Here is a 20,913-nt window from a genome sequence, read left to right as displayed (position 1 = left end):
CATAGCGCGCGTGTGCCTAAGCCGTACCGGTATCGACTGATCCCTCGGCCCCGGTGGGCCGGGACGGCCGTGGACGCCGAGCCGCGCAGCGGCCGCCGGATGCCGATGCCATCGGCGATCGCGGCGCGTGCGGGGCCACGTGGGTCGATGACAGATGACACAGGCGCTGATCATCGGCGCGGCCACGAGTGGCTGTTCACGCTGCGCCGGCCGTTCGCGCACGGCCTCCGGTGCAGGCCCGGCTCTGTCCAAGGTCGCGTGGGGACGACGCGGGCCCGGGCATCGGCCCGATTCCGCCGTGCGTACGAGCTCCGGTATGAGGACGGACGGGGGCGGTTCGCGCGGCCGGGCGAGACCGGGGCGGAGTACCAGCCCCGGGCGGTGGAGGGGCCGCCGAGAAGCGACGGCCCGCCGGAGCGCGCCACCTGACCGGGCGGCGAAGAGCACGGGGAAGGAGTACCGCGCCACCGGGGCCCGCGTATGGCGGGCCGGTGCGGCTCACCTCCCCGGCGCGGCGTGGCCGGTCGGGACCGACCACGGCCGCCACGGTGTCCGGAGGCGGGCTCACGGCCACCGGCCAGAGCGCGTGGGGGAGCGCACACGGCCCCGTTTCCCGATGTGCGGGAGCGCACGCGGTCACCGTTTCAGGGGGTGCGGTGCATCGGCACCCGTCTCACGGTGTGCGGGAGCGGATGCGGCCGTTGTTTCAGGTGTTCCGGGGTGCCTATGACCGCTGCCTTAGGGGGTGCGAGTGCGTCCGGCACCCGTTTCCCGATGTGCGGGAGCGCCTGCGGCCCCGTTTCAAGGTGTGCGTGTGCATACGACACCCGTCTGACGGTGGGGTCAATGCCGCCACCGCGGTTTCACGGTGCGCAGAAGCGCATACGGCCGACATTTCCCGGTTCGGGAGCGCACATGGGAGCCCGTGCGCACCGGCAGGGCCGCCGGCGCGCACGGGCCGATCATCTCGATGGAGGTGGCGGGCTGACGCGCCGCCTCCCTCGCTACCGGATCAACCGGATCAAATCGGGGTGACCGTCACGGTCACCGTGGGAGTGGCCGTCGCGTCGACGGTGGGCGTGACCCCGATCTGCTCCCGCTCGATCTCCTGCTCGGGCTTGACCTTGGTGTTCTGCTTGGCCGTCGGGTCGTTGACCAGCCGCGAGTAGTCGAACTGGTGGTTGTACGGGAGCGTGGTGTTGTGCGAGTACTGCTGGTTGAACGGCAGAGCGCCGGAGTGCGAGTTGGACTTCTGGAACGGCGTGATCACGAGGGTGAAGTCACGCAGCAGGAACTGGCTCTGCTCCTCCCACTGCTTGGCGCGCTGCGACTGCTTGTTCTTGTTCTTCTTCTTCTTGACCTTCTTGGCCGGCTTGGTGACGTGGACCGGGCGGTAGACCGGCCGGACGACCCGCTTGGGAGCGGGCACGTAGCCACCCATCACGGTGGTGGCACCGGCGGTGGCACCGGTCAGGGCGGTCATCGCGACGGCCGCACCGGTCATCGCGGTGCTGATCGCGAGCATGCCGGCCAGGTTCTTGAAGGTGGACATGCGCTCAATTCCTCCTTGTACCTTGTACGGAATCGGATCGCCCCGGCTCGCCTGGCCGATCCATCGAGCCGCCGCTCCCTCGCTTTTGTGGGATGACCGGCGGCGCGGCGACCGGGATCCGGTGCCGGGATGGCCGGGCTCGCCGTCGGGGCACCCGCGCGACGTGGCCTCATCGGCGCACGCCGCGGGGAAGACCGGTTGGCAGCCGTGACGCCGGGGCGTCGCGGCGTTCTTGCGCTCGACTCAGGTGTGGTGGCCGCACTCAGGTGCGGTGGTGCCGCCGGACCGCGTCATCGGTCAGATGCAAGGCGCGAAAGCGGTGGCCGTCACCGTGACGGCCGGAATCGGGGTGCGCGGACTGGTCCGGCGTGAGTGCGGAATGGCCCTGCGTGAGGTGCGCCCCTGCTCGCGCTCGATCTCCTGCTCCGGCTTCACCTTGGTCCGCTGCTCGTCCCGCGGCTCGTTCTCGTTCTCGACGAACGAGCGCTGCCGGCTCCACGGAATCGACTCCGAATGCCCGTACTGCCAGTTGTACGGCAGGGCATGCGAGTCGTTATCGGACGCCTGGAACGGCGTGATCACAATGGTGAAGTCCCGCAGCAGGAACTGGTTCTGCTTCTGGTGCTGCTGCCCGCGCTGCCACTGTTTGTTTTTGTTCTTCTTCCTGGCCTTCTTGGCCGGCTTGGTGACGTGGACCGGGCGGTAGACCGGCCGCACGACCCGCTTCGGAGCGGGCACGTAGCCGCCCATCACGGTGGCGGCGCCGGCGGTGGCACCGGTCATGGCGGTCATCGCGACGGCCGCACCGGTCATCGCGGTGCTGATCGCGAGCATGCCGGCCAGGTTCTTGAACCTGGACATGCGCTCAATTCCTCTGGAACGGATCCGATCGCCCCGGCTCGCCCGGCCGATCCATCGAGCCGCCGCTCCCTTGCCACTGTGGGATGACCGGCGGCGCGGCGACCGGGATCCGGTGCCGGGATGGCCGGGCTCGCCGTCGGGGCACCCGCGCGACGTGGCCTCATCGGCGCACGCGGCGAGGAGAACCGATGGGAAGCCGTGACGCTGCGGCGTCGCGGCGTTCTCGCACTCCACTCAGGTGCGGTGGTGCCGCCGGACCGCGTCATCGGTCGGCCGGCACCACGCGCGAGAGATCAGGTGATGGGCGAAGCGGTGACCGTCACCGTGACGGCCGGAATCGGGGTGCCCGGAGTGGTCGTGGGCGTGAGGAGCACCTGCTCCCGCTCGATCTCCTGCTCCGGCTTCACCTTGGTCCGCTGCTCGTCCCGCGGCTTGTTCTCGTTCTCGACGAACGAGCGCTGCTGGCTCCACGGAATCGACTGCGTCTGGCCGTACTGCCAGTTGTACGGCAGGGCACGCGAGTCGTTCTCAGACTTCTGGAACGGCGTGAGCACCAGGGTGAAGTCCCGCAGCAGGAACTGGTTCTGCTTCTGGTGCTGCTGCTCGCGCTGCCACTGCTTGTTCTTGTTCTTCTTCTTGGCACCCTTCTTCTTGCGCTTCAGCACGAAAGCGTGGGGGTTCTGCATCTGCACGGCCGACACGGTCGCGGCGTCGGCGGCCACCGTGGTCGCCGCGGTGCCCAGCGCGACGGCGCCGCCGGTGAGCGCGGCGCTCATCGCGAGAACCCCGACAAACTTGTTCACCTTGGGCATGTCGTTTCCCCCTTGAAGGATTGCTGCCCTGACACTCTCCGCATTTTCTATATGAAGTGGAAAATGCGCTTTCGGATGATCCTTTCGGATCATCACTGCATTGGGTTGATTTCCGCGGCGTCCGAGCGACAAACGGCGATCAGCGGCTCTTGCCTTTCGCTTATCGCTTTATTGACTACGTTGGATGGCTACCGGGCACTTTGTGGGGAAATAGCCGCAACGTCTAATTTGAAATGTCCCGATAGGTGCGTTTTCGGCGCTTTGTCCGGCCGTGCGGTATCCCGGCCGTACCCGCCGGTAGCCGCGGCGGCTATCGTCATGCCGCGGGAAGCGGAAAGGAGGACGACGTTGCGCGCGGTGCCGATTCCCCCGTGGCCGGGCGAGTACCTCGACATCGGGGACATGCGGCTGCACGTCCGGACCACCCCGGAAGGACCGCAGGAGACGGCCGTCTTCGTCCACGGGCTGGCGGGCTCGGCCACCAACTGGACCGACCTCATGGCGGAGCTCGCCGGCGAGGTGCGCGGGATCGCCGTCGACCTGCCCGGGTCCGGCCACTCACCGGAGCCGCCCGGCGGCGACTACTCGCTCGACGCGCACGCCCGGGCGGTGGTGCGGCTCATCGAGCGCGTCGGCGGCCCGGTCCACCTCTTCGGCAACTCCATGGGCGGGGCGATCTCGGTCCGGGTGGCGGCGACCCGGCCGGACCTCGTCTCCTCCCTCACCCTCATCTCGCCGGCGCTTCCCGACCTGCGCCCCCGGTACGGCCCGGCCCGGGTCGCGCTCTCCGCGCTGCCGGTGGTCGGGGACTTCCTGATCGGCCGGCTCAGCTCGATCCCGGCCGACCTGCGGGTGCGGGAGTCGATGCGGATGTGCTTCGCCGACCCCTCGGCGGTCCACCCCGACCGGTACCGGGAGGCGGTGGAGGAGCTGCGCCGGCGGGACGACCTGCCGTACGCGGACGCCGCGCTCCTCGGGTGCGCCCGGGCGCTGGTGAAGGAGTACTTCCGGACCGGCCCGCAGAACCTGTGGCGGCAGGCGGCGCGGGTCACCGCGCCCACCCTCGCCATCTACGGCCTGCGCGACCGGCTGGTCCACCCCGATACCGCGCTGCGGGCGGCCCGGACCTTCCCCGACATCCGGGTGGTCAGGCTGCCGCGCATCGGGCACGTGGCGCAGATGGAGGTCCCCCGCGTGGTCGCGTGGGAGGCGCGGCAGCACATCGGCCGGGCCCGCACCCCGCTCCGGCGGACCGCGTGACGCACTGATCGCCGAAGCGCCGCGACCAGGAAGGAATGCGGAAGCGCCGCGGTTGGGTTGTCACTGATGCTTGACAGGGCCCCATGGAGCCGAGGGCGACCATTGGCACGAAACCGGGAGTGAAACTGTGTCGTTGCCACCACTGGTAGAGCCGGCAGCAGAGCTGACGGTCGACGAGGTGCGCCGCTACTCGCGCCACCTGATCATCCCCGACGTGGGCATGACCGGTCAGAAGCGGCTGAAGAACGCCAAAGTGCTGTGTGTGGGTGCGGGCGGCCTCGGCTCTCCCGCCCTGATGTACCTCGCCGCGGCCGGGGTGGGCACCCTCGGCATCATCGACTTCGACGTCGTCGACGAGTCCAACCTGCAGCGGCAGGTCATCCACGGCCAGTCGGACGTCGGCCGGCCCAAGGTCGAGTCGGCGGCCGCCAGAGTCCGGGAGATCAACCCGTTCGTCAACGTCGTCGTGCACAACACGTCGCTGACGACGGACAACGTGATGGAGATCTTCTCCGGCTACGACCTGATCGTCGACGGCACCGACAACTTCGCCACCCGCTACATGGTGAACGACGCCGCGGTGCTGCTCGGCAAGCCGTACGTCTGGGGCTCGATCTACCGGTTCGACGGCCAGGCGAGCGTGTTCTGGGCGGAGCATGGACCGTGCTATCGCTGCCTCTACCCCGAGCCGCCGCCGCCCGGCATGGTGCCGAGCTGCGCCGAGGGCGGGGTGCTCGGCGTGCTCTGCGCGTCGATCGGCGCGATCCAGGTCAATGAGGCGATCAAGCTCATCACCGGCATCGGCGAGCCGCTGGTGGGCCGCCTCATGATCTACGACGCCCTGGAGATGAAGTACCGCGACGTCAAGGTCCGCAAGGACCCCGAGTGCGCGATCTGCGGCAAGAACCCGACGATCACCGAGCTGATCGACTACGAGACGTTCTGCGGCGCGCTCTCGGACGAGGCGCAGCGGGCCGCGGCCGACGCCACGATCACGGCCCAGGAGCTCAAGGCGATGCTCGACCGGGGCGAGGACATCATGCTCATCGACGTCCGCGAGCCCAACGAGTACGAGATCTGCAGCATCCCGGGCGCGGTGCTCATCCCCAAGGGCGAGTTCCTGAACGGCTCGGCGCTGGAGCGGCTGCCCCAGGACAAGAAGATCGTCCTGCACTGCAAGTCCGGCGGCCGGTCCGCCGAGGTCCTGGCGGTGCTGAAGAACGCCGGGTTCTCCAACGCCGTCCACGTCGGGGGCGGCATCCTGAGCTGGATCAAGAACGTCGACCCGAGCCTGCCGGAGTACTGATCCGTACGCCGGCCTGACGAGCGGCCGCCGTCTCATCGGAGGGACGGCGGCCGTTTTCCGCGCCGGCGCCATGCCCGCGCCCGGCGCGCCGGACCCGCCGGCTGGCCCGCCGTCCGTGCGGCCCCGCGGCCCCGGGGCGCGGAGTGCGCGGCAGGTGCCCGGCCCGAGGATGCAGGGCGCCCGACCGGTGCTGGGCTATGTGTGCTTTGTGGTGAAGAAGACTCCTTCGTGGCGTTAAGGTCGCTGAATGGATCCGGCACCTGGGCCGAGCGGAGGCATGGTGGGGGAGAGACGTGCTGTGCCGGGCCTCGTCCTGGCCGCCGCCTTCAGCCTGATCTGTGCGGCGGTGGCGGGCGTGGCCGCGGCCGCCGCGGTCCACGAGCTCGTCCGCGGCCCCAGCCCTGCCGAGATCGAACGGGCCTCCGCGGCCGAGGTCGCCCGGCGCTGGGAGGTCTGGCCGAGCGGGCGGATCTTCCCGGCGCGCCTGCCGTACACCAACGAGCTGGGCGGCACCGAGCAGGCCCGGCGGGTCGGCGTCTCCTCCCGGTACTCGTGCGACGCCGCCGTCGACCGCCGGCTCCGGAAGCCGCTGCGCGACGCCGGGTGCCGGGCCGTGCTCCGCGCCACCTACCTCGACGCGCTCCAGGGGATCGTGGTCACGGTCGGGGTCGCCGTCTTCCCCGATGACCGCTCGGCGGCCGCGGCGAAGGCGGCCTTCCCCGCGGACGGCGCCCCGGCGCCCGGGCTGCTCCCCGTCGCCTTCCCCGGCACGGTCGCCGACCGGTTCACCGCCGCGAGCCGGCAGGCCGCCACCGTACGGCAGGCGGGCCCCTACCTGGTCCTGACCACGGCGGGCCAGGTGGACGGACGGCCGGCCGCCGCCGTGGGCAAGCCCCGGACGGCCATGTTCGCCTTCACCGCGGATCTCGGGGCCCGCGTGGCGGAGGCGCTCACCGCCCCGCCCACCCCGGACTGCGCGCGCCCCCGGGAGTGGCGATGCTGAAACGGCTCGCCTGCGCCGTGGCCGCCGCCCTCTGCACCGTGCCGCTCGTCCCGGGTACGGCCGCCGCCGACCAGGTGCGGGCCACCCAGGAGCGGGTGCTCCGCATGCTCGGCGTGCCCCAGGCGTGGACGATAACGCGCGGCCGCGGGGTGATCGTCGCCGTGCTCGACTCCGGGGTGGACCCTAACCACCGCGACCTCGCCGGCTCGGTGATCACGGGCAAGGACTTCACCGCGGGCGCCAACCCGCGCGGGGTCGCGCCCCCGCGGCTCCACGGCACGTACATGGCGTCGCTGATCGCCGGGCACGGGCACGGCCCGGGCAACGCCGACGGCGTCATTGGCGTGGCCCCGGAGGCGAAGGTGCTCTCGGTGCGGGTGCTGCTGGAGGACCAGGAGCCGGGGTTCCGCGAGTTCAACCGCGACCCCCGGTTCGAGGGCGTGGTGGCCAAGGGCATCCGGTACGCGGTCGACCATGGCGCGGACGTGATCAACCTGTCGCTCTCCAAGGACCGGCCGACCAAGGAGGAGCGGGACGCGATCCGCTACGCGATCTCCAAGGGCGTGGTGCTGGTCGCGGCGGCCGGGAACGCGGGCGAGGGCCGCCGGACCGCCCCGTACTCCTATCCGGCCGCGATCCCCGGGGTGATCTCGGTGGCCGCGGTCACCCCGGAGATGCAGCGGGCCCCGTTCTCCACCCGGAACTCGTCGGTCATGGTGGCCGCGCCCGGGGTGGACGTGCTCGGCGCCGGGCCGGGCGACGAGTACTGGGTGGGCCGGGGCACCTCCCAGGCCGCCGCCCTCGTCTCCGGGGTGGCCGCGCTGATCAAGTCCCGCTATCCGAAGCTGCCGCCCGCCCTGGTCGCCCAGGCCCTGTGCTCGTCCCCGGTGCGGAGCGGCGGCTACAACACCGGCACCGGTTTCGGGGTGGTGCACGCCTACCGGGCGCTCACCGCGGCGGCGGCCCTCGCCGGGCACCGGTTCACCGCCTCGGGCCGGGGCGTGCGCGACCCCCGGCTGCCGATCCGGGCGACCGCCCCCGCCGCCGGCCCCATCACGCTGGTGCGGCGCGACCGCCGCGCGGTCGCCGTCAGGTTCGGCGTCGCGGCCGTGGCCTTCACCGGCACGGCCGGCGGGGTGGCCGTGGTCGCCGTGCTGCGGCGCCGCCGTACGGCCGGGCGCGACGCGCCCGTGCCGCTGAGCCCTCGGCCGACCGGGCTGCCGACGTAGCATCGGACTATGCCGCGCGACCTGCCCGGAAAGCCTTCCGGACGGCGGCGGGGACCCGTGGGCTCGTCCGCCGGCCGGGTCCGGGCACGCCCCTGGTCGACGTCGAAGGCCCTGGAGACGGCGCGGGAGGCCCGCGAACGGGAGCGGCTGGAGCGCGGGATCCGGCTGCGCTCGATCTACCTGGCGATCATGGCGGTCGTGCTCGCCGTCGCCGCGCTCGACGTGCTGCTCGGCTCGGTCGGCCTGATCAAGGAGACCCGGCCCCGCCCGCTCACCGGCGCGGAGCGCGCCGAGTACATCGCCGAGGACGTGGCGCGCCGCTGGCGGGCCTGGCCGATCGGCATGGTCTTCCCCGAGGAGCTCCCGTACGCCGGGCTCGGCCAGGCGCGGCTGTACGCCCGGCGGGTCGGCGTGGCGCCCGAGGCGGCGTGCGACGCGGCGACCGATCCGCAGGTCGCCGCCGTGCTGCGCAGGCACGGCTGCCGTACCCTGCTCCGGGCCACGTACGTGGACCAGAGCGCGACCTTCGCGGTCACCGTGGGGGTGGCGGTGATGGAGAGCGAGGAGGCCCGGGCGAGCGCGACCGCCGAGCTCCGGGCGGACGGCCGGGCGGGGGTGCGCCCCGTCGCCTTCCCCGGCACGGTGGCCGACCGGTTCGGCGCCGACCAGCGGCAGCGCACCGGGTGGGTGGCCACCGGCCCGTACATCGTGTTCTCGGCCGTGGGGTACGCCGATGGCAGGACCCGTGCGGACGTCGCCCAGGAGGAGCCGGTGCACAGCGAGATGGAGCCCTTCGCCGAGACGATCGCCGGTCGGGTGGCCCGGGCGCTCGGCGAACCGCCCGAGGTCCCCCGCTGCACCAAGGGGAACGAGTGCTGACCGCGCCGGCGGGCGGGCGGACCCCGCGGGCGTCCGCGGGCGGCCGGGCGCTGCGGGCGCTGGCCGGGTGCGCGGCGCTGCTCGCCGTGCTCTTCGCGTCCGGCCCGGCGCGCGCCGAGCCCGGCGGCTGGCCGCTCGACGCGATCGCCGCGCCCGAGGCGTGGCGGGTCACCGACGGGTCGGGCGTGACCGTCGCCCTGATCGGGTCCCGCCACCCGGAGGCCGTGCCCGGGCTCGGCGGCAAGGTGGTGCGCGGGCCTGAGATGCGGTATCTGCTGCGCGAGAGGCCGGGCCCGGGCGACGGTGAGCCGGCCGAGCCCACGCCCGGGGAGACCCCGGGCCGGGCCGCCGACGCGACGGCGCTCGCCGGGCTGATCGCGGGGAGCGGCCGCGCGGGCGGGGTCACGGGCGTGGCCCCGGGGGCGACGATCCTCTCCGTCCCGGTGCCGGAGCCGCGGCGCGCGGACGTCTCCGAGCCGGGCGAGACCGGCCTGTGGCTCGACGATCCGCTGGCCCGGGCCATCCGGTACGCGGCCGACCGGGGCGCCTCGGTGATCTACATTCCGGTCGCGCACCACGGGGTCGGCCGGGCCGAGCGCGAGGCCGTGGCGTACGCGCTCGAGCGGGGCGCGGTCCTGGTCGCGCCGGCCGGGGACGACGGCCGGTCGGAGCCCGCCCGGCGGACCGGGAGCGCGTACTGGCGGTTCCCGGCCGGCTACCCCGGCGTGGTGGGGGTGGCCGCCGCCGGCCGGAACGGGGCGAAGGCCCCGGAGAGCAGCGGCAACCTCTCGGTGCTCGTCGCGGCGCCCGGGGTGGACGTGCCGGTCGCCGGCGGCGCGACGGCCTCCGGCACCGCGGTGGCGGGGGCGATGGTCGCCGGCGTCGCTGCATTGATAAAGGCGAAATATCCGGAACTGACGCCCCAAATGGTGGCGCGGGCCATGACCGAAACCGCGCGATCGACCGAGCGATATGACGAAAATGTCGGCTTTGGTGTTGTGAACGCCGCAGCCGCCCTGGATAAGGCCGGGCAATTGACCGCCTATCGCGGCAGCGTCCCGGTACAGGACGACGCGCACTTCGGCGACGGGCCGCCGCCCGGCCCGCCCGAGCGCCCCGGGCCCGACCCGGTGCGGCTGTCGATCTACGGGATCGCCGTGCTCCTCGGCGTCCTCGGCCTCGGCGCGGCCACGGTGGCGCTCCGCCGCCGGTGATCACACAATGGCCGCCATTCGGCAGCATTTCGGATGCGGTCACCGCGCCACGCGCCCTATCCCGGCACACGACCCGACCGGTTTTCGCTAATGTCGCCCCCCATGGGGTATGAGCTGCGTGTCGAGCGCGACGCACCGCTCGGTTACGCCGAACTCGCGAGCGTGCTGTCGTCGGACGCCGGGTTCGAGCTGCGCGGATCGGCCGAGACCGCCGAGGTGGTCGCGCGGCACGGCGACTCGGCCCATCAGGTCGCCGTCTGGTCCGGGCGGCTTTCCGGCACACCGGTCTCGGATTGGCATGTCGCCCAGCTCGCCCGCCTCACCGAGCTGGTGGGGGCCCGCCTGATCGGGGAGGACGGCGAGACGTACCGGATCCGGGACGGCATCGTCGAGCAGGTCAACGGGTCCTCGACGTACGAGTTCGGCAAGGTGGAGGAGATCATCGCCGCCGGGCCCGTGGAATGGAGCGCGTGAGCGCCGATCGTCATGTCCCCCCGCCGTTCGCGGAACGGGTCCTCGACCTCGTCGAGCGCATCCCGCCGGGCACGGTGATGACCTACGGCGACGTGGCCGAGTATCTGGGTGAGGGCGGCCCCCGGCAGGTCGGCCGGGTCATGGCCGAGTGGGGCGGGGCCGTCCCCTGGTGGCGGGTGATCCGGGCCGACGGTAGGCCCGCGCCGCACCTGGCCGAAGAGTGTCTCGCCAGGTTGCGAGCGGAGGGCGTCCCGTTTCGTGGGGATCGGGTGGATTTGCGGATTGCTCGGTGGAACGGGCAGGAAGCCGAGCCGGATTACCATCTCAAAGACACCGGTCGCGGAAGGGTGGTGGCTCCCCGATGACGGCGCGCACGAGCGACACCGTCGCCGATCGGCTGCGGGCTGTTCAGGAGCTCTATGACCGGGGTGAGTCCCTCGAGGCTCTCATCGCCCTGGTCCGCTCCGACGGCCTCACCAAGGCGGAACGGGCCGAGGTCGATCGCGAGGTGCTCACCGGGGCGATCGGGCTCCGGCTCGACGCGGCCGCCAAGCGCGGCCCGGCCCGGCGCCGCCAGGTGATCGACGCGCTCCGGCCGTACCTCGCCGAGGTTGACCCCAAGGTCAAGCGCGAGCTGCCCGTCGGCCGGCGCGTGGCCTACCACCTCATCGAGACCAAGGACCCCGCCGAGCTCGCCGAGAGCGACGCGCTCGTCAAGCTCGCCGCCGCTGCCGCCGAGCCGTCCAAGCGGGTGCGGAAGGGCTTCCGCTGGTACGCGGAGCTCCCCGTGGAGGTGGACGACCCGGCCCTGCTCCGGCTCCGCGCCGCCGACCTCGTGCCGGTGACCAAGATCGACAAGATCACCTGGGAGGACGGCCGCCTCCGCATCACCGGCTACGCCTACCTCGCCGGGCTCTCGGTCCGCAGCCGCCGGTTCAACCGGGCCACGGTGGTGCTGCGCGGCCCGCGCTGGCTGCCCCCGGTCCGCCTGAAGACCACGCGGATCCACCGGCCCGAGGCCACCCACGAGGCCAAGGAGCCCGGGTGCAACTACGACTGGTCCGGTTTCACCGCCGAGCTGAACCCGCGCGCGCTCCGCTGGCGGGCCGCGCTGCGCGCGGTCGTCCGGGGCACCAAGCGCCTCCTCCGCCGGCGGTACCCGGTGAAGGACACCACGACCTGGCGGGCGGAGATCGCGATCTGGAGCCGGATGGCCCGGTCACGGGGCCCGCTGCGCGGCCCGGCGATCGGCCGCACCGAGCGCCCGGACGGGATGCAGGTGAAGCCCGGCTGGTGGGTGCGCCCGGTGTGGACCTCCGACAAGGCCCTCCAGGTGGTGCTCCAGCCGACCCGGGCCCGGCTCACCGAGGCGCGGCTGGACGGCGACGACCTCACGCTCACCGGCTTCCTGCCCGGCCGGCCGATCACGAAGGGGAAGGCCCGGGTGGGCGGCCACCGCATGTCGGCCGACTTCACGCCGGTCGAGGGCGGCACCCGCTTCTCGCTCACCCTCGCCGTCCAGAGCGTGCTCAACGCGGAGGCGCGGCGGCTGTGGGTCGAGCCCAAGGGCGACCCGGCCGCCACCGTGATGCTCGAGGGCGCCCCGGAGAGCCGGTTCATCGTCGGCGACCGGGAGATCACCGTCCAGCGCGACCGCCGCGACCGCGTGGTGATCTCCGGGCACAAGATCCTCCCGGTGATCACCTCGGCCGAGTGGGACGGGGACACGCTCCGGCTCTCCGGCCGGTACCCCCACCCGGACGACGGCGAGCGCGACCTGGTGCTGCGGCACCGGACCGGCCTGCAGCTGCGCGTGCCGCTGCGCCGCGACGGCGACGAGTTCTCGGTGGAGTTCCGGCCGAACGCCATGCCGCGGTTCGGCTGGGATGTGCCGCTCGCCGAGGGCACGTGGCACATCTCCGTCGCCCCGCGCGGCAAGACCGGCGGCTCGGCCATGGTGCCGGCCCGGTTCGACCACGCCGCGCTCGACGGGCTCGACGAGGACCCGCGGACCATCGGCGGCCGGGTGTACCGGTTCGTGGCCACCCGGTACGACGTGCCGGTGATCGTCGCGGCCGAGGACCGGCCGGGTGACGAGCGGAGCGCGGCCGGGGTGTGGGCGCTCAGCCGCAACTTCTACCCGGCCGAGCGGAAGCGCCCGCTCCGGAACGCCACCGTCTTCATCTCCTACGACGGCCGCAGCTACTCGGACAGCCCGCGCGCGGTCTACGAGGAGCTGGTACGGCGCGGCCACGACGGCGAGCTCGTCTGGATCGTCCGGGACGGCGCGTTCGTCCCGCCGGGCTCCCGCGAGCTCGGCCTCGGCGACGGCATCGTCCCGACCGTCGTCCGGGAGGGCAGCCGCGAGCACTACGAGGTGCTCGCCCGCGCCGCGCGCATCGTGACCAACGGCTTCCTGCCGCAGTGGTTCCGCAGCCGTGAGGACCAGTTCGTCGTCCAGACCTGGTACGGCTCGCCGCTGAAGCACATCGGGCGGGACCAGCCCCACATGAAGCGCGACCCGCGGCCCCCGGCCTGGCACCGGCAGGCGATCGAGGTCCGGGGCTGGGACCTGCTGCTCTCCCAGAGCCCGTGGGCCACCGGGGTGCTGCGCCGCGCCTTCGGCTACGACGGCGAGTTCCTCGAGGCCGGCCTGCCGCGCAACGACGTGCTGCTCGCCCCGGACCGGGACGTCCTCGCCGCCGAGGTCCGGCGGCGGATCGGGATCCCCGAGGGCAAGCGCCTGATCCTCTACGCGCCCACCTTCCGGGACTACGACCGGCGGAGCGCCTCGGTCCGGCTCGACCTCGCCGACGCCAAGCGGGTGCTCGGCAAGGACCACGTGATCCTGGTCCGCGGCCACATGATGCAGGCGTATCCGAACGTGCCCCCGCACGACGGGTTCGCCTACGACGTCACCACGTACCCGGACATGGCCGACCTGCTGCTCATCACCGACGTGCTGGTCACCGACTACTCGTCGGTCGTGTTCGACTTCGTGGTGACCGGGCGGCCGGTGGTGCTCTTCACCCCGGACCTGGAGAAGTACCGGTCCTCCCGCGGGCTCTACCTCGACCTGGAGAGCGAGCGGCCCGGGCCGCGGTTCGACACCTCGCCCGAGGTGATCCGGGCGCTGCGCGAGATCGACACGGTCGCCGCGGAGCACGCCGACCGCTACGCCGCGTTCGCCCGCACCTACGCCGCGTTCGAGAAGGGCAAGGCGACCGCCTGCCTGGTGGAGCGGATGTTCGCCTCCTGACCCGAGCGGGCCGGTGGCCTCACCTGAGCGGGCCGGCGTCCTGACGCGAGGGGTGCGCACGTTCCGGCTCGCGGGCCGCCGTCCTCCCGGCTCCCCGGGCGGCGGCCGGTCACCCGGCGTGGTGGAGCCTCGCGCCCCGTGGGGGTGCGCGTCCCGGGCCGCCCGTGCGCGCCCTGGCGTGGCGGAGGCCGGTGACGGCGGTGCCCCGGTCGCGGCGGCGGGAGGCCGGCCGGCGCGCCACCGGGAGTGCGCACCGGCACGCACCGGCACGGTCCCAGGTGTCCGCCCGGCGGGTCACGGCCCGCCATCCGGGATCCGGGCAGGGCCGCAGGCGGCGGAGCCGAAGGGCTCCCCGCGGTGGATGACGGGCCGGCGCCGGGGATCCGGGCCCGGCCACCGCGTTCATCTGGTGGAATGCTGAGCTGTGACCGGTCAGAACTACCGCCTGGTGCGCCGCGGCGGGGTGGCACGGCGCCCGGCGCCCGTGCTCGACCCCCATCAGCGGGCCGTGGTCGAGCACGAGGGCGGCCCGCTGCTCGTGCTCGCCGGACCGGGCACGGGGAAGACCACGACCATCGTCGAGGCGGTGGTCCACCGGGTCGAACGGCGCGGCATCGCCCCGGAACGGATCCTCGTCCTCACCTTCAGCCGCAAGGCCGCGGAGGAGCTGCGCGAGCGGATCACGGCCCGGCTGCAGCGGACCACCAGGTCGCCGCTCGCCTTCACCTTCCACGGGTACGCGTACGCGCTGCTGCGCCGCGCCGCCGTGCTCCGCGGCGAGCCGCCCCCGCGGCTGCTCACCGCCCCCGAGCGGCTGCTGGAGATCCGGCGGCTTCTCCAGGGTGAGCTGGAGGACGGCGCCCGGCACTGGCCGGCCGAGATGCGGGAGCTGCTCAAGACCCGCGGGTTCGCCCAGGAGCTGCTCGACTTCCTCTCCCGCGCGGCCGAGCGCGGGCTCGACGGCGACGCGCTGGTACGGCTCGGCCGGGAGCGCGGCCGGCCGGACTGGGAGGCGGCCGGGCGGTTCTTCAACCGCTACCACGACCGCTTCGACGTCGACCCGGTGCCCACGATCGACTACCCCGAGCTGATCCGCACCGCGGCGGGGCTGCTCCGCGACGAGGCGGCCCGGCGGCGGGAGCGGGACGCCTACGACGCGGTGCTCGTCGACGAGTACCAGGACACCGACCCGGCGCAGGAGCTCCTGCTCCAGCAGCTCGCCGGGGACGGGCGCGAGCTGATCGTCGTCGGCGACCCCGACCAGTCGATCTACGGCTTCCGCGGCGCCGACCCCGGGGCGATCATGCGGTTCCCCGAGCGGTTCCGGACCCGGGACGGCCGCCCGGCCCCGGTCGTGGCGCTGCGGGAGTGCCGCCGCTTCGGGGAGGCGCTGCTCGCGGCCTCCCGGCGCGTGGCGGCGCGGCTGCCCGCCGCGCCCGCCCCCACGGTGGCGCCCGCCGGTGACCCGGGCGGGCACCGCGACCTCGTCCCCGCGGACGGGCTGGAGCCCGGCGAGGTGCGGGTGCTCATCGCCGGCAGCGCGAGCCAGGAGGCGGCCGTGGTGGCCGACGTGCTGCGCCGGGCCCACCTGATCGACGGGGTGCCGTGGCGCCGGATGGCCGTCCTGGTGCGCACCGCCGTACGCCAGGTGCCGCTGCTGCGGCGCGCGCTCAGCGCCGCCGGGGTACCGGTCGCCGTCGCCGGTGACGAGCTGCCCCTCGTCCAGGAGCCCGGGGCGCGCCCGTTGATCACCCTGCTGCGGGTGGCGGTCAACCCGGCCGCGCTCGACATCGGCACGGCCGAGGAGCTGCTCACCGGGCCGCTCGGCGGCACGGACGTGATCGGGGTGCGCCGGTTGCGCCGCGCGCTGCGCGCCGCCGAGCAGGAGGCCGCCGCGGCCGCGGCCGAGGCCGACGGCCAGGCCACCCTGCCGTTCACCCCGCGCTCCTCCGACGAGCTGCTCATCGCCGCGTTACGCGACCCGCGCGAGCTCTCCGGGGTCGAGCCGCACATTGCGGCGCCGGCCGAGCGGGTCGCCCGCCTGCTCGCCATCGCCCGCGAGGGGGTGCGGCGGCACCGCCCCGCCGAGGACGTGCTCTGGGACATCTGGCAGGCGAGCGGCCTCGCCGAGCGGTGGACCGCCGAGAGCCTCGCCGGCGGGACCCGCGGGGCCCAGGCCGACCGCGACCTCGACGGGGTGGTCGCGCTGTTCGACCACGCCGCGCGCTTCACCGACCGGCTGCCGAAGGCGGGCGTGGAGGTGTTCCTCGACGATCTGCTCCACCGGGAGATCGCCGGAGACACGCTCGCCGAGGCCGCCCCCGAGGGCGACGCGGTGCGCATCCTCACCGCCCACCGCGCCAAGGGCCTGGAGTGGGACGTGGTCGTGGTGGCCGGCGTGCAGGAGGGGATCTGGCCCGACCTGCGGCTCCGCGGGTCGCTCCTCGGCGTCGACGAGCTCGTCGAGCTCACCGACCGGTCGATGCCGGAGGGCGACCGGGCGGCCGCCGCGGCCCTCACCTCCCGGCTGCTCGACGAGGAACGGCGGCTGTTCTACGTCGCGGTGACCCGGGCGCGGCGGCGGCTGGTGGTGACCGCGGTGGGCGGCGCGGACACCGAGGAGCGCCCGTCGCGCTTCCTCACCGAGCTGCTGCCCGCCGGGGCGGAGCCGGCCGCCGTCGACGACCGGATGCGCTGGCTCAGCCTCCCGGCCCTCGTCGCCGACCTGCGGGCCGCGGTGTGCGACCCCAAGCGCCCCGAGCCGGTGCGCCGCGCGGCCGCCGCCCACCTCGCCCGGCTGGCCCGGGCCGGCGTGCCGGGGGCCGCCCCGGGCGAGTGGTACGCGCTCACCGAGCTCTCCGACGACCGGCCGCTCACCTGGCCGGACGGTGCCGTACGGGTCTCCCCGTCGGCCGTGGAGCGGTTCACCGAGTGCGCCCTGCGGTGGCTGCTCGAGACCGCGGTGGGCACCGGCAACGGGGGTCCCAACCAGCACGTGGGCGTGGTGGTGCACGCGATCGCCGCGCTCGCCGCCGAGGGCGGCGACGAGACCGACCTGGTGCGGCGGCTCGACGACGTGTGGGACCGGTTCGACTTCGGCGGCGCGTGGTTCAACCGCAAGCAGCGCGAGGCCGCGGTCGGGATGATCGAGCGGTTCGCCCGGTGGCAGCGCGAGCGGGTGCGCGAGCTCGTCGCGGTGGAGGAGCCGTTCACCGCCCGGGTCGGGCCCGGCGTGCTGATCACCGGGCGGGTGGACCGGCTGGAGCGGGACCGGCAGGGCCGGCCGGTGATCGTCGACATCAAGACCGGCAGCGGCAAGCCCAAGAACGACGAGATCGACCGGCACCCCCAGCTCGGGGTCTACCAGCTCGCCGCCCTGCTCGGCGCGTTCGAGCGGCACGGTCTCGCCCGCTCCCCCGGGGGCGCGTCCCTGCTGCACGTGGGGAAGGCGGCCGAGCGGGGCGCCGTGGAGCAGACCCAGCGGGCGCTCGCCGACGACCCGGACCCGGGCTGGGCCGAGCGGCTGGTCACCACGGTGGCCCGGGGGATGGCGGGGAGCGTGTTCACCGCCACCGCCAACGACGGGTGCCGCACCTGCGCGGCGAAGATCGTCTGCCCGATCAACGACCAAGGAAGACAGGTGTGCTGACCGTGCGGGCCCCGCAGAAGCCGATCCTCAGCCCGGAGGAGATCGCCGCGAAGCTGGGCATCCCCGCCCCCACCCCGGAGCAGGCGGAGGTGATCGCGGCGCCGCTCGAGCCCATGGTCGTGGTGGCCGGCGCCGGGTCGGGCAAGAGCGAGACCATGGCCGGGCGGGTCGTCTGGCTGGTCGCCAACGGGTTCGTCCGGCCCGACCAGGTGCTGGGGCTCACCTTCACCAACAAGGCCGCGGCCGAGCTCGCCGAGCGGGTCCGCAAGCGGCTCGGCCAGCTCGCCGCCTCGGGGCTGATCCCGCCGGAGCTGCTCGATCACGAGCCGGCGGTCTCCACCTACCACGCCTACGCGGCCCGGCTCTTCACCGACCACGCGCTCCGCGACGGGCTTGAGCCGGCCATGCGGCTCGCCACCCCGGCGGTCGCCTGGCAGCTCGCCGCCCAGGTGGTCGGGCAGTACGACGGGCCCATGGACAAGGTCGACCTCACCCCGCCGAGCGTCACCGCCGCCGTGCTCGAGCTCGCCGGGGAGCTCGCCGAGCACCTCTGCGAACCGGACGACGTCCGCGGGTTCGGCCGCTGGCTGCGCGACCGGTTCGCCGAGCTGCCCGGCAAGCCGATCGCCGCTCAGCGCAAGGTGATCGAGCGGCAGGAGGTGCGCGAGCAGCTCCTCCCGCTGGTCGAGGCCTACCAGCGGCTCAAGCGCGAGCGCGGGCTCCTCGACCACGGCGACCAGGTGGCGCTCGCCGCCCGGATCGCGCTCCGGCACCCCGAGGTGGGGGCGGTGGAGCGGGGGCGGTACGCCGTGGTGCTGCTCGACGAGTACCAGGACACCAGCCACGCCCAGCTCGAGCTGCTCCGCGCGCTCTACGGCGGCGGCCACCCGGTGACCGCGGTGGGCGACCCCTGCCAGTCGATCTACGGATGGCGCGGCGCCTCGGCCGGCAACCTGCTGCGGTTCCCGGGGCACTTCCCCACGCGCACGGGCGAGCCGGCGCCGGTCAAGTGCCTGTCGGTCAGCTTCCGCAACGGGGAGCGCGTGCTCGGCGTCGCCGCGAGGATCCAGGAGCCGCTGCGCGCGGAGGCCCGGGAGGTCCCCGTGCTCACGCCCGGCCCCAACCGGCGCGGCCGCGGCCGGGTGGTCTGCGCCTTCCACCGGACCGCCGAGGAGGAGGCGGAGTGGATCGCCGGCCTGGTGGACGGGCTGCTCCGGGGGGAGGGCGCGGCCGCGGCGGGGTCCTCGCTCGGCGTGGCCGTACCGCGTGAAGGCGCCCCGGACGGGCTGCCGTGGCCGGAGGGCGAGCGGGACCCGGACCGGCCCGCGGTCTCGCCGAAGGACATCGCGATCCTGGTCCGCAAGCGGTCGCAGTTCGCCGCGCTGCGCCGGGCGCTGGAGGACCGGGGGATCCCGGTCGAGGTGGTGGGCCTCGGCGGCCTGCTCATGGTGCCCGAGGTGGCGGACATCGTCGCCACGCTGCGCGCCCTCTACGACCCCACGGCGGGGGACGCGCTGCTCCGGCTGCTCGCCGGGCCGCGCTGGCGGATCGGCCCGGCCGACCTGAAGACCCTCGGCGACCTCGCCCGGGAGCTCACCAAGGAGCTGCGGGAGGGGCGGCGCGAGGGCGACCCGCTGGAGAACGCGGTCGCCGAGCTCGCCGAGGAGCAGGGCAACCTCATCGACGCGCTCGACGAGCTGCCCGACCGGCCCGACTGGCTGGCCCGGTTCTCCCCCCGGGCCCGGGAGCGGCTGCCCGCGCTCGCCCTGGAGCTGCGCGCGCTCCGCGCCCACGCCGGGCGCCCGCTGCCCGAGCTGATCGGCGAGGTGGAGCGCCGCCTCAGGCTCGACATCGAGGTGGCCGCGAAGGGCGGCAACCCGCTCGCCGCCCGGGCGGACCTCGACGCCTTCCTCGACATCGCCGCCCGCTTCGCCGGGGAGTCGGAGGACGGGACGCTCGGCGCCTTCCTCGCCTACCTGAAGGCGGCGGAGACCGAGGAGTTCGGGCTGAAGACCGCCGAGGCCGGGCAGGTCGGCGAGACCGACACCGTCAAGCTGATGACGGTGCACATGGCCAAGGGCCTGGAGTGGCCGGTCGTGATCGTGCCTGGGCTGTCGCAGGCCACCACGCAGAAGGGATGGGTGACCAAGGGCAGCCTCTTCCCCGCGGCGCCGGTGACGAACCCCAGGTGGACCGAGAACCCCCGCAAGCTGCCCTACCCGCTCCGGGGCGACCGCACGGACCTGCCGCGGCTGCCGAGCCTTGAGCGGGACGCGCTCACCGCGTTCGAGGAGGACTGCCGCACCCGCGACCTGCTGGAGGAGCGCCGGCTCGCCTACGTCGCGGTGACCCGGGCGCACTACCTGCTGGTCGCGTCGGGCTTCCGCTGGGGCACCTCCTCCCGGCCGCTCGAGCCGTCCATGTTCCTCGAGGAGATCCGCGCGAAGGGGGCCGAGGTCGCCCGCTGGTGGGACGGGGACGAGGAGGAGAACCCGCTGCTCGCCGACCCGCCCCGGGCCGACTGGCCGCAGGTGGGCGTGCCGGACCCGGTCCGCGAGGGCGCCCGGTTGGTGGAGGAGGCCCTGGCGGCCCGCGCGGAGCAGGACGCGGCCGGGGCGGAGCGAGACGCTGCGGAGGCGGAGCGGGACACGGCCGGGGCGGTGTTCGCCGACCCGGTGGGCGACCTCTCCCCGGAGGACCGGGAGCGGATGCGCGCCTGGGCGCGCGACACCGAGCTGCTCCTGCGGGAGCGCGCGGAGCACCACCACCGGGCCGGGCAGGTCGTCGAGCTGCCGGACCGGCTCACCGTCTCCTCGCTCGTGACGCTCGCCGCGGATCCGGTGGCCTTCGCCCAGAGCGTGCGCCGCCCCCTGCCGCGCAAGCCGGCCCCGCACGCCCGCCGGGGCACCGCCTTCCACCGGTGGCTGGAGACCCGCTGGGGCCAGCAGCGCCTGCTCGACGAGTCCGACCTCCCGGGGGCGGCCGACGAGCAGTCCGGGGACGCCGACCTGGCCGAGCTGCAGGAGCTGTTCGAGCGGAGCGAGTGGGCCCGCCGTACGCCCGTCGACCAGGAGGTGCCGTTCCAGATGGTGATCGGCGACCGGCTGGTGCGCGGCCGGATGGACGCGGTCTTCCGCGAAGGGGACGGCTACGTGGTGGTGGACTGGCGGACCGGGCGGCGGCCGCAGGGCGAGGAGGCCGAGGCCGCGGCGGTCCAGCTCGCCGCCTACCGGCTCGCCTGGTCGGCGCTCGCCGGCGTGCCGCTGGAGAAGGTCTCCGCCGCCTTCCACTACGTGCGGTACAACGAGACCCACCGCCCGGTCGACCTGCTCGACGCCGCCGGGCTCACCGCGCTCATCGAGCGGATCCCCGCCGAGTAGCCACGGGGCCCGCCCGCGCGGCACGTCCGCTCCGT

At 74.2% G+C, this 20,913-nt stretch carries 14 protein-coding genes; 11 read left to right on the top strand and 3 right to left on the bottom strand.

The annotated features are described in order from the left end of the window. Nucleotides 1–1,021: 1,021 nt before the first annotated feature. From TBIS_RS14825 to TBIS_RS14815, 3 genes are all read right to left on the bottom strand, one after another. Nucleotides 1,022–1,552: a hypothetical protein gene (locus TBIS_RS14825; protein ID WP_013133217.1), complete on the bottom strand. Its 531-nt coding sequence runs from the start codon at nucleotides 1,550–1,552 to the stop codon at nucleotides 1,022–1,024. A gap of 297 nt (nucleotides 1,553–1,849) precedes the next feature. Continuing rightward, nucleotides 1,850–2,413, bottom strand: coding sequence for a hypothetical protein (locus TBIS_RS14820; protein ID WP_013133216.1), 564 nt, complete (start codon nucleotides 2,411–2,413; stop codon nucleotides 1,850–1,852). 293 nt (nucleotides 2,414–2,706) lie between these two features. Then, a complete protein-coding gene (locus tag TBIS_RS14815) occupies nucleotides 2,707–3,225 on the bottom strand; it encodes a hypothetical protein (protein WP_013133215.1) in 519 nt (172 codons plus the stop codon). A gap of 357 nt (nucleotides 3,226–3,582) precedes the next feature. On the opposite strand from TBIS_RS14815, the gene TBIS_RS14810 reads away from it, so the two are divergent. From TBIS_RS14810 to TBIS_RS14760, 11 genes are all read left to right on the top strand, one after another. Beyond that, on the top strand, nucleotides 3,583–4,485 hold the full coding sequence (locus TBIS_RS14810; protein WP_242384351.1) for an alpha/beta fold hydrolase: 903 nt from the start codon (nucleotides 3,583–3,585) through the stop codon (nucleotides 4,483–4,485). A 127-nt stretch (nucleotides 4,486–4,612) separates the two neighbouring features. Next, nucleotides 4,613–5,791, top strand: a complete 1,179-nt coding sequence (moeZ, locus tag TBIS_RS14805; protein WP_013133213.1) for an adenylyltransferase/sulfurtransferase MoeZ — start codon at nucleotides 4,613–4,615, stop codon at nucleotides 5,789–5,791. A 298-nt stretch (nucleotides 5,792–6,089) separates the two neighbouring features. Next, nucleotides 6,090–6,794, top strand: coding sequence for a hypothetical protein (locus TBIS_RS19335; protein ID WP_158306190.1), 705 nt, complete (start codon nucleotides 6,090–6,092; stop codon nucleotides 6,792–6,794). Continuing rightward, entirely contained in the window at nucleotides 6,788–8,023 is a 1,236-nt protein-coding gene (locus TBIS_RS14795) for a S8 family peptidase (RefSeq protein WP_013133211.1), read from the top strand. The genes TBIS_RS19335 and TBIS_RS14795 overlap by 7 nt, the downstream gene beginning before the upstream one ends. A 57-nt stretch (nucleotides 8,024–8,080) precedes the next feature. Next, complete coding sequence (locus TBIS_RS14790; protein WP_242384275.1) at nucleotides 8,081–8,902, top strand: hypothetical protein; 822 nt, start codon at nucleotides 8,081–8,083, stop codon at nucleotides 8,900–8,902. Beyond that, nucleotides 8,896–10,116, top strand: coding sequence for a S8 family serine peptidase (locus tag TBIS_RS14785; RefSeq protein WP_013133209.1), 1,221 nt, complete (start codon nucleotides 8,896–8,898; stop codon nucleotides 10,114–10,116). Before TBIS_RS14790 ends, TBIS_RS14785 begins: the two co-directional genes overlap by 7 nt. A gap of 102 nt (nucleotides 10,117–10,218) precedes the next feature. Further along, the gene (locus TBIS_RS14780; protein ID WP_013133208.1) at nucleotides 10,219–10,590 is read left to right on the top strand and encodes a hypothetical protein; all 372 of its coding nucleotides are present in this window, start codon (nucleotides 10,219–10,221) and stop codon (nucleotides 10,588–10,590) included. Further along, entirely contained in the window at nucleotides 10,578–10,955 is a 378-nt protein-coding gene (locus TBIS_RS14775) for an MGMT family protein (RefSeq protein ID WP_013133207.1), read from the top strand. The genes TBIS_RS14780 and TBIS_RS14775 overlap by 13 nt, the downstream gene beginning before the upstream one ends. Continuing rightward, nucleotides 10,952–13,849, top strand: a complete 2,898-nt coding sequence (locus TBIS_RS14770; RefSeq protein ID WP_013133206.1) for a CDP-glycerol glycerophosphotransferase family protein — start codon at nucleotides 10,952–10,954, stop codon at nucleotides 13,847–13,849. The genes TBIS_RS14775 and TBIS_RS14770 overlap by 4 nt, the downstream gene beginning before the upstream one ends. Nucleotides 13,850–14,273: 424 nt before the next feature. Next, on the top strand, nucleotides 14,274–17,498 hold the full coding sequence (locus TBIS_RS14765) for an ATP-dependent helicase (protein ID WP_013133205.1): 3,225 nt from the start codon (nucleotides 14,274–14,276) through the stop codon (nucleotides 17,496–17,498). Then, nucleotides 17,492–20,878, top strand: coding sequence for an ATP-dependent helicase (locus TBIS_RS14760; RefSeq protein ID WP_013133204.1), 3,387 nt, complete (start codon nucleotides 17,492–17,494; stop codon nucleotides 20,876–20,878). The genes TBIS_RS14765 and TBIS_RS14760 overlap by 7 nt, the downstream gene beginning before the upstream one ends. The last annotated feature ends 35 nt before the right edge of the window (nucleotides 20,879–20,913 follow it).

This window comes from Thermobispora bispora DSM 43833 (assembly GCF_000092645.1).
Lineage (GTDB): Bacteria > Actinomycetota > Actinomycetes > Streptosporangiales > Streptosporangiaceae > Thermobispora > Thermobispora bispora.
This window is presented reverse-complemented; position numbering and strand designations above follow the sequence as displayed.

Coding starts and splice junctions, on each gene's coding strand:
- TBIS_RS14815 (WP_013133215.1), bottom strand. CDS start 3,225: ATGCCCAAGGTGAACAAGTTTGTCGGGGTTCTCGCGATGAGCGCCGCG.
- TBIS_RS14770 (WP_013133206.1), top strand. CDS start 10,952: ATGACGGCGCGCACGAGCGACACCGTCGCCGATCGGCTGCGGGCTGTT.
- TBIS_RS14795 (WP_013133211.1), top strand. CDS start 6,788: ATGCTGAAACGGCTCGCCTGCGCCGTGGCCGCCGCCCTCTGCACCGTG.
- TBIS_RS14775 (WP_013133207.1), top strand. CDS start 10,578: ATGGAGCGCGTGAGCGCCGATCGTCATGTCCCCCCGCCGTTCGCGGAA.
- TBIS_RS14825 (WP_013133217.1), bottom strand. CDS start 1,552: ATGTCCACCTTCAAGAACCTGGCCGGCATGCTCGCGATCAGCACCGCG.
- TBIS_RS14780 (WP_013133208.1), top strand. CDS start 10,219: ATGGGGTATGAGCTGCGTGTCGAGCGCGACGCACCGCTCGGTTACGCC.
- TBIS_RS14820 (WP_013133216.1), bottom strand. CDS start 2,413: ATGTCCAGGTTCAAGAACCTGGCCGGCATGCTCGCGATCAGCACCGCG.